Below are 17,052 nucleotides of genomic sequence, written 5' to 3'. Positions count from 1 at the left end.
CTGGTATTAAAATTTTAAGTTTAAGTTGATACCATAACTTTTTACGGTTGGAGTTTGAAGCGGTGAATCGCTTTCATTTAAAAACTGATCTAAATCGATGTTTTTGTGTTTAGAGAAATAAAGTAAATCCCTGCCGACTAATGAGATAGAAGCATTTTCTATAAACGATCTTTTTGTAAAAGAAGCTGGCAAAGTATACGTTACGCTTATTTCTCGCAGTTTAAAGAAAGTTTTATCTATAATATTGGCTGCATAATTACCATGATATGATTTGGCATAATCCTGATAATACATTTTAGTCGTGTTTTGAGCAAAGGTTCTGGTATCAGTAATCGTATTTCCTTGTCCGTCTGTGATTAATTCTCCACCTGTTATTACCACTGCGTCAGTTACATATGATTTTACACCAATAACATCATTGGCACGTTCCGGAGTATTACTATCTGCATGTCTACCGCTTTGCCACATTTTTTGGTTGACATAGTTTTCTATTTTTCCTCCGTATCTTCCGTCAAAAGTAAAATTCAATGCTATATTTTTATAACTCACATTGTTGGTAATACCCATTGACCAGTCCGGAGCTTTATACCCCACCTTTGTCTGGTACGGATTGATAAGTGGTTTTCCGTCATTTCCTACGATAAGTTTACCATCATTTGTTCTCATAAAATCATTAATATAAAAAGCATCTACGCGCTCTCCTACTTTAATTCTTCCGTTATTTTCGATTCCGGCATACACTTCTTTTAAATACTCTTTGTAAGTAGACCAGTTCACATTAAAATCCCAGTTAAAATCTTTGCTTTTGATAGGTTTTACAAATAGAGAAACTTCTACACCTTTTGTTTTTGTGGTAATTCCGTTTTGTTTACTTCCTTGATATCCTGAAGTTTCTGAATATTTTAAATCAAAAATCTGCGGTCCGTTTGTATTTTCGTAGTACGTAACATCAAAACCAAATCTGTTTTTAAACATTCTGGTTTCCATCCCAAATTCAATCGACGAGTTAAAGGCAGGCTCTAAATCTTTATTCGATAAAATTTCAGAAACATAAGCTGCATTATACGTTTTTCCCCCTACTGTAAAAGGATCCCTAAGTCTGTACGTATCTAAATTGCTATAGATATCCAGTGATCCGCCCACTTTTGCATAAGAGGTTCTAACTTTTAAGAAATCTACCAGCGGAATTTTTACTACTTCACTCAAAACAGCACTTAAACCCACTGATGGATAAAAGAAGGTATTGTTTTGTTCCGGAAGTCTCGAATCTGTATCGAACCTTCCTGTTGCACCTAAGAATAAAAAGGATTTATAAGACAAATCCATAGATCCGTACCAGCTGTAAGTCTGAAAATGACTGTTGAAATTAGTAGGCTGAACCGGCGTTTGAGAGTTGCTTAAAGTGTATAATCCCGGTATGATTAAATAATTTGTAGAGGCAAAAGAATTACGGGCTTTATCAATATTGATATTGGCTCCAAGAGTAGCTTTTACCTCGAAATTACTGATTGTTTTATGGTAATTTACCATTAAATCGGAATAACTTTTGAATCCGTAGTTGTATTCTTCCTTATAATCTCCCTGCCCTTTATCTCTGTCATAAGTCGTCATAGAATAAGGAAATTTTTCATTTTTAAACAAATTCGTCAGGGCCATATTTGTTCTTACCAGCATATCAAAATCACTGCTAAATTTGTGATTAAGACTTATTTGGCCTGAGTAATCATTTTTGTAGTACCCTCGTAACCATTCATAAGCCATGAAATACGGATTGTTGTAACGCGTATATTCAAAATTCTTTTGCTGTATCCCTTCTTTTCCTTTTTGCCAGTAGTCTCTTAAATCTCTAATATCATAATCAGCACCACCCCAGATTAGCATATTGTAGATATAACTATTGGGTCCGTATTGCACATTTGGATTGTTTGGAGAAGTTTGAAAACTAAAATTAGAGCTTGCATCAACCCATGTATTATCGCTAAGATTGTATCTTCCGCTTAAATTAAAATTGTAAATATTTAATTTTGTATTAGGGTTAATTCCTTCCTGATACGTATTTGAAAGTGAGAATCTGATATTCCCTTTTTCAAAGTTGGAAGCAAGTGCTAAATTGTTGGTCGTAAGAAGACCGTTTTCCATAAAATTTTTAAAATTGTCTTTTCCTCGTGCCAGCCAAGGAGTTGCAATTAGTTTTCCGTTAGCATCTAAAGGGCTGTCATATTGGGTAATTAACTGCCCTTCAAATCTTGGTCCCCATTGATCGTAATCTGCATCGTTGATACCGCCACCTTTACCATCAACAAAAGCATAATTTCCGTAAGAACCCGGACCATACGCATTTTGCGTTTTTGGCAAAGCATTATAACCACCCTGAAACATCGTATTGTGATTGAACTCTACTACATACGATTTTTTATTTTGCGTACCTCTTTTTGTCGTAATCTGAATGGCTCCGTTTCCTCCTACAGATCCGTAAAGTGCAGCCGCATTGGCACCTTTCAGTACATTTATACTTTCAATATCATCAGGACTTATATTCCATGTATCGGTTCCCAAAGGCACACCATCAACTACAATTAAAGGTCTTTTTCCTCTTAAATATAAGTTTGGACTGCTAAAAAACTCCGGCGATGCCGCTACAACTAATCCGGAAACTTTTCCTGACAGAGAGTTCATCACGTTGGCATCTCTTCCTTTAGTTAAATCGCCCTGAACTTCCTGAACTGAATAACTTAACTTTTTCTTCTCTTTTTTAATACCAAGAGCAGTTACAACCACTTCATCTAAATTTTGAGAATCCGGTTTTAAAGAAATGATACCCGATTTTTTGTTTCCCGGATTAAAATTAGCTGTAATGTATCCCATATAAGAAATAACAAGCTGCTCGTTACCTTGTGGCAATTCAATTTCAAAACCTCCATTAAAATCTGTTGTAATTGCAGAAGTTGTTCCTTTTACAAGAACAGATACTCCCGGTAATGGTTCATTTAGTTCATCTACTACTTTTCCTTTAAAAGTAGAAGTCTGGGCAACAATTAATGATGATACCAACATCATTAATAGAATCATTAAAGTTTTAAAATTTTTCATTGGCTTATCAAATAGTTACTATTAGTAATTTTTTACAGCACAAATGTGTAAAAATATTTACTATTAGTAAACTTTTTGATTTTAAGAAATCTTTAACAGGCCTTTATTGAATCATCAAATTAATGTTACGTAAAACTACTACGCTGATTTTTTTTCAATTAAAATCAACCTATTATAAGATCATTATAGAAGAATTATTGGGAAAAGGAATTTCAATATGTGTTAGCTTCCATAAAAGCTGTAGCATATTGGTTTAGAAATGTTTAATTTCTAAAAGGTGAGAATTCTACAACAAATAAACGTTTTGATATAAAAAAAGATACCTGTATATGTCTAATTTTGAGTTCCTTAAACATCTAAAAGTAAACGTCATGAATAATTCAGCCCCAAACAACGACAAAAATCTAAAAAAATGCCCTTACGAAAGTCTGATTTACGGTAATAAAAGCGACTTGGTATACAGAAAACAATATACTGGAGACTGGGGACACTGGGATGACCTTTCGGAAAATACTTCTCCATGTTCCAATTCATATGAGACAAAAAGTAATGACATTACCACATCACAGACTAAGTCGAAAATAGAAAACTAGATTTTTATATATAAAAAATCAATCGAAAAAATTATTTCGAACTGACTTCGATAACAAAAGCTTTTAATTCGGCCATTTTACCATCGCGAAATCGCCAGATGTCGCTATAATCATAATTGACCAATTTACCGCTCTTGTCTTTCAGACTAATTGTACCTATTGCTGTAACAAAATCACCTTCGGCGATTAGATTTTCAACCCTGAATTTTGGAGGTTCCAGATATTCTGCTGCCATATATTCGCGAACTGCTTGCTTTCCTTGCAGGGTTTGATCACCAACAAATGTCCATTTTGTATCATCAGTGCAAAAGGATAAAAAACCTTCATTATCACCACTGCTAACGGCTGCATTTGCTTTTTCCAGTATTGCTTTATTATCCATCATCTTTTATACTTAACTATTTTGCAAAATGATCCGAACATTATAGATCCGGATTTGATGTGTTTAGTATCCAAAAAAAAAGTACCTGCTTTTGGCAGGTACTTTTAAATCATTTCTCATCATATATTAGATGACAACTACGTTTACAGCGTTTGGCCCTTTTTTGCCATCTGCTACTTCGTAACGTACTTCGTCGTTCTCACGAATATTTTCTGATAAACCTGAAACGTGAACAAAAATTTCACTTCCACCGTTTTTTGGAGTAATAAATCCAAAACCTTTTTCTTCATTAAAGAATTTTACTGTACCTTCTTGCATCTTGATATTATTTATTGATCATATATTGGTCATAAATGTACTACATTTATCATTACGATACTGAAAAAGAGTAAATTAGATTAAAAAAAAATGCATTTTTTTATTTTAGCACTAGAATTGCTTAACTAAACCAACTTGAAAAACATATTTATTCTCCCTAAAATCAGGTTATTCGATCGTAAAATTAATAAATCGACCAAAAAAAAATGCCAAAAAAAAAAGAAGCTATTTTGTACTGAAACAGCTTCTTTTTGTTTTTGTTATCGCAATATTTTTAGATAAGCACTATATACGTCGTCCTTAATCGAAGTTCTCAGATAGACTTCGTTTTCGTCTTTTGTACTAAATTCAAATTGAATCAAGGCAGCATCAGAATAATAATACAAGTAATTATCCTCTGCAAATTCAAGATTCGAAATTGGTAAAGTGGATAGTTTTATTTCGAATGCTATTTCACCATTTGCCATATCTATCTGAAACAATTTTCCTTTACGGGTATATCCCCACGCATTATCACTTTCCTCAACAATATATTCGATATTGTCACCTTTAAAGTCTGTTTTCCAAATTTGAGTTCCTGTTTTTGAATCTAAAGCGTAAACTGAAGAAACTTCCGGGCCCTGATCTGCAAAATATACTTTTTTGTCTTTGCTGAATATGCGGTCTTTAATATTATGCTGATTTTCATCTAATTTAAATTGCCATAAAATATCCAGGTTATTTGGATTTAGGGCAAAAAGCACATTTTTTTCATTGGCTACAAAAACATTTTCACCATCTGTTACAGCCTTTCCGTGTATGGCTTCCTCAAAACTTTTTTGTGCAAGAAGTTTTCCTGTATTGGCTTCAAAACTATAAAAATTCGTTCCGCTTTGGGTAAAAACTTTGTTGTCGAAAAAGAGCACCGGAATGTCATTGTCTGTTGCATCAAGTTTGTAGTTCCAGATCAAATTGCCATCCTTTATGTCAAGAGCATAAATGTTGTTATTGGGATCCTGGGTGGTTATAAACAGTTTTCCTTCATCAATGACCGGGATTTGATTTTTTAGTATAATTTGATCTGTAATATTCCCTAATCTTGATTTCCAGAAAATTTGACCGGTTTTGTTATCAATTGCAAAAATTTCACCATTAATAAAAGGAACATAAATTACGCCGTCTTTTAGCGTTACCTGATTGGCGCACATTTCAGTATGAGAATCGCTTGCTTTAACCGTCCAGTTAAAGGCTTCCGATTCTAAATTAAACGACATAAGCGAACCATCATAATCATAAATCAGGATCGATTGACCATCTAAAGCCACTTTTTTAAGCGGATTTATAACCTTATTCGTAACCATATCATTGATGGTTAAAATTTTATTGTTAGAATAATTAGTTTTACCGGATTTTGATACAGCTGCTGTTTGCCCAAACATAGTAACAACCGTAAATACAAATAAAAGCGTTATTAGTGTTTTTTTCATTTTTAAAATTGAGGTTTGATCATTCGATTTCTTTTTTCTTCATGAAAATACTGTTTCAAATACAGCTTTTTCAATAAAAAAGACAGCTTAAAAAGGAATTAAAACATTAAAATTCAATGTACTCAATTCAATAAATAAACCAATATCGAGGTCAAATATAGTAAAAATTTATTATGGAGTTTTAGCGGTTATCTGGTGGTTATTTATAGGATTCAAAAAAACCATACGCTCTTTTCTCTGCATAAGAATACATCGAATCTCGCAACGGAAAAGCACAATGTCCCCCATATTTTGGCGTTTCAAGATACACATAGTCACTTTCTTGCGCTATTGCTCTGGGATAACATCTTTCTCCTAAAAAAGGATCATCAAGAGAATTAAGAATTAAGACCGGAGTAGTAATATCTTTAAGCGAAAATTCAGGAGATACACGCTCATAATAATCATCCCGACTGGCAAAACCATGCAGCGGCGCGGTAAAATAATGGTCGACTTCGTCAAAAGAAGTAATACTGTCAATTTGATCGCTGTTGATAAAATCAGGAAATTGTGCTGCTTTGTATTTCAGCTTTTTCTTAATATCAATTGTAAAATTCTTTAAATACACCCTGTTGAAACCTTGTTTGAGAATAGCAGCACTTGTGGCAATATGCGTAGGAACCGAAATACAGACTCCTGCCTTTATGCGCTCATCGATTTTTGTCCATCCAAAGTAATTCAAAAGCTGCACCCCTCCCATCGAATATCCAATCAAATAAACATCTTCAAATCCTTTTTGCAAAACAAACTGAACCACTTCATCAAGATCATCTACTGCACCGTGATGATAAAGTCTGGGTAAACGATTCATTTCTCCGCCACAAGTACGATTGTTCCAGGCGAAAACTGAAAAATCTTTCTGCTGAAAATAAACGGCACAACTATTATTATACGTTCTACGGGAATCCCCTTCCAGACCATGGCATAAAATAACTGCTTTTTTAGGATCATTGATGATAAAATCAATATTGATAAAATCTCCATCATTTAACTCTATTTTCTCACGAGTGTATCCCGGAGCGTCAAACTTTTTAAACAACGCAGCATAAATAGTAGAAACGTGCCTGTTCCGATGAATAATAGAAGGAAAATTATATTCTGATTGTTCAATTACTGGCATGATAAGAAAATTTGTGGTGGTTCTACAAAGCTAATAAATCAATCCACAAGTAATTTAAAACTGTCTCTTTTATTTTATTTTAAAGAAAATTAATACATTCGTCATCATATAAAATAATGTATTTGATCCGGATATTACAAAATACAAATGCTATTATGTAACAAAAACGACTCAAAAATGAACTAGTTTTGAGATGTTTTACTAAAAAAATATTATTATGAAAAATTTACTAATGCTTTTATTATCAGTTTTCTTTTTTTCATGTCAGCAAAAAGAAAATAAGAAAGCTCCTGTTGCGGCTACAGATTCCATTGCCACAAATGAAAATGAAAAGGAGAAAGAAAATGAAAAAGAGAACCTGCAAACAGGCGACACCATCTTTATGAATTTTAAAAACGAAAAGGGGTTCTTTACAGCCGAAGGTTTAATAGACTCTATTCATCCAAGAGTTTACGTTAAATTTAAAAACGAAGATTTAGGCGATCTAAAAGCTAACATTGTTCCTACTACGGGAAAAGGAAACATTCGTTTCAACCAAATTATTTCTCCTGATAATGCCTCAGATGGTCCTTTTGGAATGGATTTGAATATTCCTCTCACACAAAAAGGAAACTACATTCTTGTAATTGGACATTCGCAAATGGCTGATAATCCTTTTTGGGGTAAATTTAAAGTACAGCTTGAAAACAAAAAGCACTAATTACGAACTGTCATAATTAGTGCCTGATCATAATAGTTTTAGTTTTTCAAAAAATTAAAACTATTATTGACTGCTTTTAATTCATTCCCTACAAACTCAACATCAATAATGGCGGCTTTTCGCGGAGAAACGGCGCTTGCACTAAAATGCGTATGCAACACATAATGCATTTTCTGGTCTTTGTCCCAAAAAATATCGCCGTGACCAATTCCGTTCTGGTTGGTGTTTTTTCGACTAATAATCGGACTGTCTTTTGATTTTTCCCAAGGACCAAACGGACTTTTACTCGTAGCATAACCTACTGCATAATCGATATTTCTAAAATCGTTTGCCGAATAAATCAGATAATACAAACCGTTGTGTTTTAAAACTGTTGGTCCTTCTGTAACCGGCCAATTTGTGTTTTCAGTGTTTTCCCAAGGCAAAGTTCCTGAGATACACTCGGTTAACGTTTCTGGTTTAATACTTTGAAGATCATCATTGATTTCGGCTGCAAAAATTCGGTTTCCGTTCGTTAATTTCACAAAATATAAATATTTTTTGCCATCCTCATCGATAAAAACAAAAGGATCAATCTGGTTTCCGGTTTTAATAATTGGTTCTTTTGTTTCACTCTTAAATGGTCCCAACGGACTGTCACTAACTGCTGTAGCAATATTTTCATTGGCCGTATAAATCATATAAAATTTGTTATTATACGAAAGAACCTGCGGTGCCCAAAAGCCTTTATCTCCATAAGAATCTCCTTTTTTCAAAGCCAGGCCATTTTGTGCTCCAACCGGTCCTTTCCAGTCTTTTAAATCCGATGATGTATAGACCTGAAAACCTTCGCCATTTGGTATATTTCCCGATGTAGTGCCGTATAAATAATAGACCCCGCTATGATAAAAAATCGTAGGATCTGCCAATAAAATAGTACTTTTTTGGATTTCTTCTTTGGGTTTATCTGTATTTTTTTCCTGCGAGCAGGCTGTAAAAAAGCAGAGTAATGTCATTAAACTTAATATTTTTTTCATAGTTTTTGGTTTTAGTTTTTATAGTTTTTTTTAACCGCAAAGTGCGCAAAGTTTTACTTTAAATTGCGTTTAGATGATGTTGAAAAACACAGAGTTCACAAAGCTGTACTTTGAAATACCTTTGAGAGCTTTGTGAAAATCTTTGTGCTCTCTGTGGTTAAACGTTCTTTTAACTTTATAATTTTTTACACAAAGCGCGCAAATTTTTACTTCAAATTGCGTTTAGATGATGTTGAAAAACACAGAGTTCACAAAGCTGTACTTTGAAATACCTTTGAGAGCTTTGTGAAAATCTTTGTGCTCTCTGTGGTTAAACGTACTTTTAACTTTATAATTTTTAACACAAAGCGCGCAAAGTTTTATTTTAAATTGCGTTTAGATGATGTTGAAAAACACAGAGTTCACGAAGCTGTATTTTGAAATGGCTTTGAGAGCTTTGCGAAAATCTTTGTGCTCTCTGTGGTTAAACGCGTTCTTTTAACTTTATAATTTTTTACACAAAGCGCGCAAAGTTTTATTTTAAATTGCGTTTAGATGATATTGAAAAACACAGAGTTCACAAAGCTGTACTTTGAAATACCTTTGAGAGCTTTGTGAAAACCTTTGTGCTCTCTGTGGTTAAACCCGTACTTTTAACTTTATATTTTTACCACAAAGTGCGCAAAGTTTTATTTTAAATTGCGTTTAGATGATGTTGAAAAACACAGAGTTCACAAAGCTGTACTTTGAAATACCTTTGAGAGCTTTGTGAAAACCTTTGTGTTCTCTGTGGTTAAACACGTTCTTTTAACTTTACAATTTTTACCATAAAGTGCGCAAAGTTTTATTTTAAATTGCGTTTAGATGATGTTGAAAAACACAGAGTTCACAAAGCTGTACTTTGAAATACCTTTGAGAGCTTTGTGAAAATCTTTGTGCTCTCTGTGGTTAAACGCGTACTTTTAACTTTACAATTTTCACCATAAAGCACGCTAATCTTTGCGTTCATTGCGTAATTCTTAGCGCTCTTTGCGGTTAAACTTTTCTCATTTCACAGAAAACTGATAATAAGAAACCGTATGATATTTTTGTCCCGGTTTTAAAACAATCGTTGCAAATTTTGGCTGATTGGGTGCATCCGGAAAATGTTGTGTTTCTAAAGCAAATGCTGTTCTAAAATCATCTTTCGAACCTGATTTAAAGGTGTTTTTAGACTTCATAAAATTTCCGCTGTAAAATTGCAATCCAGGTTCTTGGGTAAAAATATCCATTACAATCCCTGATTTGTCTCCTGAAATTGTTGCAGCATGATTCAGTCCGTTTTTCTTTGTTCCGTTGAGAACATAATTGTGATCGTATCCTTTTCCGAATTTTAACTGCTCGTCTTTGGTTTCAATGCGTTCTCCAATCGTATGTTTTGAAGTAAAATCAAATGGGGTATTTTTTACCTCTTTCAGTTCTCCATTCGGAATTAAACCTTCATCCACCGGTGTAAATTCATTGGCATAAATTTGTAATTCGTGATTTAAAATCGTTCCGTTTCCTTCCCCATTCAAATTAAAAAAAGCGTGATTGGTTAAATTAACAACGGTAGTTTTATCAGTTGTCGCTTCATATTCCATTTTTACCGAATTATCATCTGCAATTGTGTAAGTTACTTTTACCTTTAAATTCCCCGGAAAACCTTGTTCTCCATCTGGTGAAACATAACTAAAAACCAACGTATTTTCGTTCGTTTTGACAGCGTCCCAAACCACATCCTGAAACCCTTTCACACCACCATGCAATGCATTTTTTCCATTGTTGAGCGGCACCTGATATTGTTTTCCTTCCAATGTAAATTTTCCTTTTGCAATTCGGTTTCCAACTCTTCCAATAGTTGCTCCAAAATAAGGTTCTGTTGCGTTTTTAAAGCCTGCTGCACTGTTCATTCCAACGACAACATCGGTTGGTTTTCCGTTTTTATCAGCCACCCAAAGTCCCACTAATCTTCCTCCGTAATTGGTAAAAGCCGCTTTGATTCCTTGGTTTTCTATCCAAAATAAATTCACTTTTTTACCATCAATTATCGTATCGAAGTTTTTAGTTTCTAAAACTGTTTTTGCCGAATCTGCTATTTTTTCAGCAGTTTCTTTTGATGGGGCATTTTCTTTTTTAGCGTCTTTACAATTAAATTGAAGAAGTGCCAGCATGATAACAGCCGCTATCTGAATATTTCTCATTTTTATATTTTTTAAGATGTTTTCTAATTTGATGGCAGCGCCAATTTAGTTGCCTCGCTTACAGGTTCTCCCAAAACCGGAAATCCGTTGGCATCCCAATCGATTTTCTGCATTCTTGGTGATCTTTTATTGCCGCATCCTTCTCCCGGATTCGAATTGGCGTGGTATAAAATCCAGTCCTCTTTTCCGTCAGGAGATTTAAAGAAAGAATTGTGTCCCGGAGCATAGACTTTGTTTTTATCGGATTGTTTGAAAATAGGTTCAGGAGATTTTTTCCATGCCGATCGGTCTAATAAGTTATCTCCACCATTAAAAGTTAATAAACCCAGAGCGTAGAAATCGGTCCAGCAGCCGCTCGCCGAAAACACTATGAATATTTTACCGTTTCTGGATAAAAACTGAGGTCCTTCGTTTACATTTACCTGTGCCGGATTAATATCATCATGCAAAGCTCCATGTGTTTCCCAATCGTTTGTTGGCGCAGAAATCATAACACGATCGCCTTCTATTTCAAGCGGATTTTTCATTTTGGCGATATAGATATTCTGCTGTCCGTTAGTATCGCCTTCCCATCCTGCCCAGATCATGTACAATTGTTTTTTATGTTCAAAGACATTTCCGTCAATTGCCCATTTGTCGGTTTTGGCAGCGATTTTTCCTTTAAATACAAAATTTCCTTTAAACGGATCTGATGATTTATTTTCTAAAACATACATTCTGTGATTGTTGTTGTCGCCATTATCGGCTGCAAAATAACAATACCATTTTCCGTTGATGATATGAAATTCAGGTGCCCAGATATCTGCCGAATAATCGGTTCCTTTTGGAGCCGTCCAAATAACTTTACTTTCAGCATTTTTCAGATCAGCTAGATCTTTTGTTTTCCAAAGTTCCAATCGATTTTGCAAAGTATTCGTGTAATAGTAATATCCTTTGTAATACGTGCTGTAAGGATCTGCACCCGATGGTAAAATGGGATTTGTGAATGTTTTTTGCTGTGAATATCCAGTTGAAACAATCGCCAGTAAAAATAGTAATATGTATTTTTTCATTTTATATTTGTTGTTGTTGTTGTTGTGTGTATTTTTAAGCACAAATTGATAAACGTATTTTTGTCATTCCTAAAGAGAAAATCCCACAATTAACTCCGCAACGAGAATGCAATTTTTGTCGATTAAACTTGTCAAACATTGTCCGTGGTTTCAACCACGGGGTGCAATATTATCACACCTTTTATTGCGATCCCGTGGTTGAAACCACGGGCAATGTTTGAAGATCGAAATTAAATTAGGGTACAATTTTGTCATTTCGACGAAGGAGAAATCACACTAGAAATTCCGCAATCAAATCGCTAATTTTTGTCGAATCCCGAGTGTGATTTCTCCTTCGTCGAAATGACAAACTGGAGCTGTTTACTTTCTCAAGTAAACTTTGTCAAAGTTTGAAACTACAAAGTTGCTTCATACTAGAAAACTCTTATTTAATGATTCAAAGCATCAATAACTTCAGTATTAATTTTATTCACCGCTTTAAAATCCATTTTGTCTACTTTTCTGTCGTAGGTCATGAAACCGTTTACTTCGCCTTCGACATCTGTTGTTTGTGTATAAACTGCTGCCGAAAATCCTGTTTTTACATAGTTTTTCAGGATTTTAGCATATTTGATGTATTCGGCTGTTACTTCATTTTCATTTTTGAATTTAACGTAACCCCAATTGTCATTTGCTCTCCATAAATGGCCTTCGAGTGGCAAACCAATTCCGCCGTATTCTCCTAAAACAGTGATTCTTCTGGCATCATACAAATACATTTCCGGTCCAGGATAATTGTGTAAATCCAAAATATCTCCGGTTTGAAAATGATTTCCGCCGCTTGATGAATTCGTTAATCTGCTTGGGTCGTGATTTTTTGTCCATTCGGTAATTTCTACCGTTTTAAATTGTCCCCAGGCTTCGTTAAACGGAACCCAGACCACAATACTTGGATAAGAATACAAATGGTCCATTATTTCCCGCCATTCTTTTCTGTAGATTTCTTCTGATTTTGCTGAACGCTGTAATTCGGTTCCTTCAAAATATTTTCTGTTTTGCCAAAGCGGCTGTTCGTCTCCGCTTGGCATATCCTGCCAAACCAAAATCCCTAACTGATCGCAGTGTGTGTACCAACGTTCCGGTTCGACTTTTACGTGCTTGCGAATCATATTAAAACCTAATTCTTTTGTTTTAATAATATCATATTTCAAAGCTTCGTCTGTTGGCGCCGTATACAAACCGTCTGGCCACCAACCCTGATCTAACGGGCCAAACTGAAAATAGTCTTTGTTATTTAACTGCATTCTCACGATGCCGTTTTCATCTCTTTTTGACGCAATTTTTCGCATCGCAAAATAGCTTTTCACTTCGTCAACCACTTTATTATTACTGATTAAACGAATTTTTGTCTGATATAAAAACGGACTCTCCGGCGACCATAATTTCGGGTTATTTAATACAATATCATTGCTTTCACCAATAACCGCTTTTTCTTTTGCAATTGCTGCCTCGCCATCAAAAACAGTAATTTCAACTAAATCTCCAGCTTCCGCACCCGCAACATCTGCTTTGATACTTATGGTATTCTGATCAATATTTGGAGTTGTTTTGAGCGTTGTAATATTTTTAGCATTTACCGGTTCTATCCAAACCGTTTGCCAAATTCCGGTTACCGGCGTGTACCAGATTCCTTCAGGATTTTTTACTTGTTTGCCTCTTGGCTGTGGACCATCATTTGAAGGATCCCACACTTTTACCACCAGTTTTTGATTTTTTCCTTTTTGGATAAAAGGAGTAATATCAAACGAAAATGGTGTGTAACCTCCTGTATGCGAACCTACTTTTACATCATTAATAAATACTTCTGTTTTCCAGTCTACGGCTCCAAAATGCAAAAGAATATTTTTACCGTTCCAGTTGGATTCAAGCGAAAAATGGGTTTCATACCAAAGTTCATTTTTTGCTCCCACATCTTTCATCACTCCGGACAAACTGGATTCGACCGCAAACGGAACCAAAATTTGCCCGTCATATTTTGAAGGTGCTTTTTTTCCAAATTCCTGAATGGCATAATTCCATAAACCATTTAAATTTTTCCATTGGCTGCGCTCCATAATCGGACGGGGATATTCCGGTAATGTTTTATTAGGATCAACCTGCTCCGACCATTTAGTTTTGATTTTATCTCCCTGTGGTTTCCATTGTGCATGAACCAGACAGCTTATAAAAAGCGCCAGTAAAACAGTTGTTTTTTTATTCATTATATCTTGTTTTGTGCAATGCTTTTAAAAAGTATTGCCATTTCAATTTCTTCTTTACTAAATAAATTACCAGACTATATCCACATAGTCTGGTAATTTCAAACACTAACTTAACTAACCATTTTTTTGAGTTATGAGTTTGGAGTTATGAATTATGAATTGACCCCAATCCTCACTCATAACTCAGAACTCATAATTCATAATTCATAATTTCATAACTTTTTAACGAGGCCAAATTTCTTCACCAAGCCATCATATTCTTTTTTTGAAATGGTGATCATACAGCCATGACGTACTTTTTCAGGAAAACTGTATTTATCCCAATCGGCAAAAAAAGTGTAACCTGAGGCCTGAAACCAAGGTCCGTTGAGATTATCTGCAATTGATAAACCGTAAGAAACTCCCGGATATTGCTCGTAATACATGTACCATATTTTATCATCAGGCGAAGGAATCAGCATTGGCGCTTCTCTAAAGTTGGGACTAATCGATTGTTGGGGCAAAGAGTAAGGTCCTAAAAGTGATTTTGATTTGGCAATTCGGATGGTTTTTCCGGTTGTCCAGTATAAAGTGGGATAGGTTTCATCTTTAATTACAGCGTAATAGGAATCACCTACTTTACGAATAAAAACATCTATGGTTCCCATATCCCAGTCGAACAAACGTTTTGGAGTTCCTTCGAAAGTTTTTAAGTCTTTAGACAAAACATATAAAGTTCGCTGACTTGCCCAATAACGTTCCGGATCTTCTTTTGTACCATCAAGATGCGGCGTGTGCCAGGTCATGATAAACTTTTCTGAGTCTTTGTCGTAGTATAATTTGGGAGCACCAATTCGTTGTAAGGCATTCGAATAATCTGGCGTACTTTTTAAATCCGGCGTATAATCTGAGTGTTTTTTCCAGGTAATTAAATCCTCTGAAACCCAGATATTGATTGTTTTTGCATCGTCGCCAGTGTTTCCTGCAATGTAGTATTTCCCGTCCGGACCTTTGCAGATATCGGGGTGTCCTTTATAATCTTCAAAAACTCTTTTTCCGCTGTTTAAGTTTTCCCAATGCAAACCATCAAGACTAACGGAATAATACAATTTGCCGTAATCGTTGTGCGTCATATGCGCAAAAAGATAGGCTTCATTTTTAGGTTTTTCATTTCCTTTTACTTGTCCCGGCGGATCGGGCTGTTGCGCTTTCGCGGAAAAACCTACGGCTAGCATAATAATGAATAAGAGCTGTTTTATTTTATATTTTCCCATTTTGCTTACTATTAAAATGTTTTTTTTTGCCACAGATTAAATGATTCGAAATGATTTTTTTTAAACACATAGAAACATAGCTTTTTGGTACGGTTAAAAGTCGTTTCACTTATAATAAAACACATAGCTATGGTTGAAAAACGAGATTTTTTTAAACAATCTTAAAAAGAAACAATAAACCTATGTTTCTATGTGTTTATTTTTTTTTTGCCACGAATGATTGTATACAATACATAGAAAAAATTCGTGAATTCGTGGCTATTTTATAATGAAACAAATCCTTTAAATCAGTGAAATCTGTGGCAAAAAATCTAGTTTTCTAAAAATCTAAGAAGTCTAACAATCTATTTTTTATTCGCCTCAGAAGTCATCTTTTTAATCAAATCAGTTTCTGCTTTTATATAAGGCGTTCCGTCGTTTTTAAGTACTTCGTGAAACCAAAGTTTTGGCTCTGCATCGTATTTTTTAGTCCAGCTGTCCCAGGCATATTTGGTTTGTGTTTTTCCGTCAACAAAACCCCAGTTGATCATGCCCACATTGTATTTTTTTGCAATTGGCAAAAATCCTTCAAAAGTGCTTCCGTTTGGTCTTGCCATATATTCTGTACACAATAACGGTTTTCCGTAACGCTGCAATTGTTTGATCACTTTTTCGAAATCTGCAGGTGTATTATAGTTGTGAAAAGAAACCACATCCGATTGTTCGATCTGCATTTTGTGCATTGGTTTCATCTTTGCTTCATCACTCCAGTCTCCTACCCAAACACCTGATGTTAAAGGCTGCGACGGATTGCTTTCTCTTGCCCAGACAAAAACATCTTTTAAAAGCGGCAAAATCAAATCGACTTTGTTTTTGATTTCGATTTTTTCATACGATGGTCCCGTCATATTATCCGGTTCGTTCCAGACATCCCAACCCAAAATACGTTTGTCGTCTTTGAACTTTGCAACGGTTTCTTTTACATATTTTTCTAAACGAGGATATTGTGTTTTGTCCTGTAATACTTTTTGTCCCGGACTTTGTACCCAGCCTGAATTGTGTGTGTAGGGTTTTGGTGCACGTTGTTTGCCTAAAGCAGGAAAAGGATCCCAGCACGAATCAAATAAAACAAACAGTGTTTTAATGTGGTGTTTATCTGCAATTTCCAAAAATGTATTCATGCCTTTGTAAAGACCTTCGGCATCTTGCTCATGCAATAAATCGTGCAGGTAAACGCGCATTACATTCATACCAATACCTTCTGCCCAGCCCAATTCCTGATCGATTCTTTTGGGATCAAAAGTATCTTCCTGCCACATCTCTAACTGATTTATAGCTGTGCTAGGATAATAATTTGCTCCTACTAACCAGGGTTGTTCTGCATACCATGTATTGGCCTGATCTTTTGTCCAGATTTCTCTTTTTTCGATTGCAGCGGTTTCACTTTTACTTTCTTCGGGATTCTTTTTTTTGTTGTTGCAACTAAGCAATACTAGTCCTGCCAACATTAATGTCAGACACAATTTTACTTTTTTCATTATAAATTTTGTTATTATGAACAATCGTTCTTTTTATAAGGGAATCAGATTTACTGCATCTGATT

General features: G+C 34.9%; 13 protein-coding genes. 2 read left to right on the top strand and 11 right to left on the bottom strand.

The window, feature by feature from the left end:
- Positions 1 to 6 precede the first annotated feature (6 nt).
- Positions 7 to 3,090, bottom strand: coding sequence for a SusC/RagA family TonB-linked outer membrane protein (locus FLP_RS12885; protein WP_083195862.1), 3,084 nt, complete (start codon positions 3,088 to 3,090; stop codon positions 7 to 9).
- Between the two features lie 371 nt (positions 3,091 to 3,461).
- Between FLP_RS12885 and FLP_RS12880 the strand changes: the two genes are divergently transcribed.
- Positions 3,462 to 3,683, top strand: a complete 222-nt coding sequence (locus FLP_RS12880; protein ID WP_065449892.1) for a hypothetical protein — start codon at positions 3,462 to 3,464, stop codon at positions 3,681 to 3,683.
- A gap of 31 nt (positions 3,684 to 3,714) precedes the next feature.
- Here the strand turns inward: FLP_RS12880 and FLP_RS12875 are convergent, their stop codons facing one another.
- The 4 genes from FLP_RS12875 to FLP_RS12860 all read right to left on the bottom strand — a co-directional run bounded on the left by FLP_RS12875 (position 3,715) and on the right by FLP_RS12860 (position 7,008).
- Positions 3,715 to 4,068: a nuclear transport factor 2 family protein gene (locus tag FLP_RS12875; RefSeq protein ID WP_243397589.1), complete on the bottom strand. Its 354-nt coding sequence runs from the start codon at positions 4,066 to 4,068 to the stop codon at positions 3,715 to 3,717.
- Between the two features lie 123 nt (positions 4,069 to 4,191).
- Positions 4,192 to 4,383: a cold-shock protein gene (locus FLP_RS12870; protein ID WP_065449890.1), complete on the bottom strand. Its 192-nt coding sequence runs from the start codon at positions 4,381 to 4,383 to the stop codon at positions 4,192 to 4,194.
- A gap of 260 nt (positions 4,384 to 4,643) precedes the next feature.
- A complete protein-coding gene (locus tag FLP_RS12865) occupies positions 4,644 to 5,849 on the bottom strand; it encodes an outer membrane protein assembly factor BamB (RefSeq protein WP_065449889.1) in 1,206 nt (401 codons plus the stop codon).
- A gap of 199 nt (positions 5,850 to 6,048) precedes the next feature.
- Complete coding sequence (locus FLP_RS12860) at positions 6,049 to 7,008, bottom strand: YheT family hydrolase (protein ID WP_065449888.1); 960 nt, start codon at positions 7,006 to 7,008, stop codon at positions 6,049 to 6,051.
- A gap of 217 nt (positions 7,009 to 7,225) precedes the next feature.
- Here FLP_RS12860 and FLP_RS12855 point away from each other — a divergent pair, with 217 nt between their 5' ends.
- A complete protein-coding gene (locus FLP_RS12855) occupies positions 7,226 to 7,708 on the top strand; it encodes a hypothetical protein (protein ID WP_065449887.1) in 483 nt (160 codons plus the stop codon).
- 38 nt (positions 7,709 to 7,746) lie between these two features.
- Here FLP_RS12855 and FLP_RS12850 read toward each other — a convergent pair whose 3' ends face one another.
- From FLP_RS12850 to FLP_RS12825, 6 genes are all read right to left on the bottom strand, one after another.
- The gene (locus FLP_RS12850; RefSeq protein ID WP_065449886.1) at positions 7,747 to 8,724 is read right to left on the bottom strand and encodes a glycoside hydrolase family 43 protein; all 978 of its coding nucleotides are present in this window, start codon (positions 8,722 to 8,724) and stop codon (positions 7,747 to 7,749) included.
- 1,025 nt (positions 8,725 to 9,749) lie between these two features.
- Positions 9,750 to 10,925 carry an aldose epimerase family protein gene (locus FLP_RS12845; RefSeq protein ID WP_065449885.1) on the bottom strand — a complete coding sequence of 392 codons (1,176 nt, stop codon included), beginning with the start codon at positions 10,923 to 10,925 and terminating at the stop codon, positions 9,750 to 9,752.
- A gap of 23 nt (positions 10,926 to 10,948) precedes the next feature.
- Positions 10,949 to 11,977, bottom strand: a complete 1,029-nt coding sequence (locus FLP_RS12840; RefSeq protein WP_065450289.1) for a glycoside hydrolase family 43 protein — start codon at positions 11,975 to 11,977, stop codon at positions 10,949 to 10,951.
- Between the two features lie 428 nt (positions 11,978 to 12,405).
- Positions 12,406 to 14,217: a glycoside hydrolase family 2 protein gene (locus FLP_RS12835; protein WP_065449884.1), complete on the bottom strand. Its 1,812-nt coding sequence runs from the start codon at positions 14,215 to 14,217 to the stop codon at positions 12,406 to 12,408.
- A gap of 212 nt (positions 14,218 to 14,429) precedes the next feature.
- Positions 14,430 to 15,470: a glycoside hydrolase family 43 protein gene (locus FLP_RS12830; RefSeq protein WP_065449883.1), complete on the bottom strand. Its 1,041-nt coding sequence runs from the start codon at positions 15,468 to 15,470 to the stop codon at positions 14,430 to 14,432.
- A 344-nt stretch (positions 15,471 to 15,814) separates the two neighbouring features.
- Positions 15,815 to 16,987, bottom strand: coding sequence for a glycoside hydrolase 5 family protein (locus tag FLP_RS12825; RefSeq protein WP_065449882.1), 1,173 nt, complete (start codon positions 16,985 to 16,987; stop codon positions 15,815 to 15,817).
- Positions 16,988 to 17,052: the final 65 nt, after the last annotated feature.

Origin of the sequence: Flavobacterium piscis (assembly GCF_001686925.1) — a bacterium.
GTDB classification, from domain to species: domain Bacteria; phylum Bacteroidota; class Bacteroidia; order Flavobacteriales; family Flavobacteriaceae; genus Flavobacterium; species Flavobacterium piscis.
The sequence above is the reverse complement of the archived record's forward strand: the minus strand, read 5'-3'. Positions and strand labels throughout refer to the sequence as shown.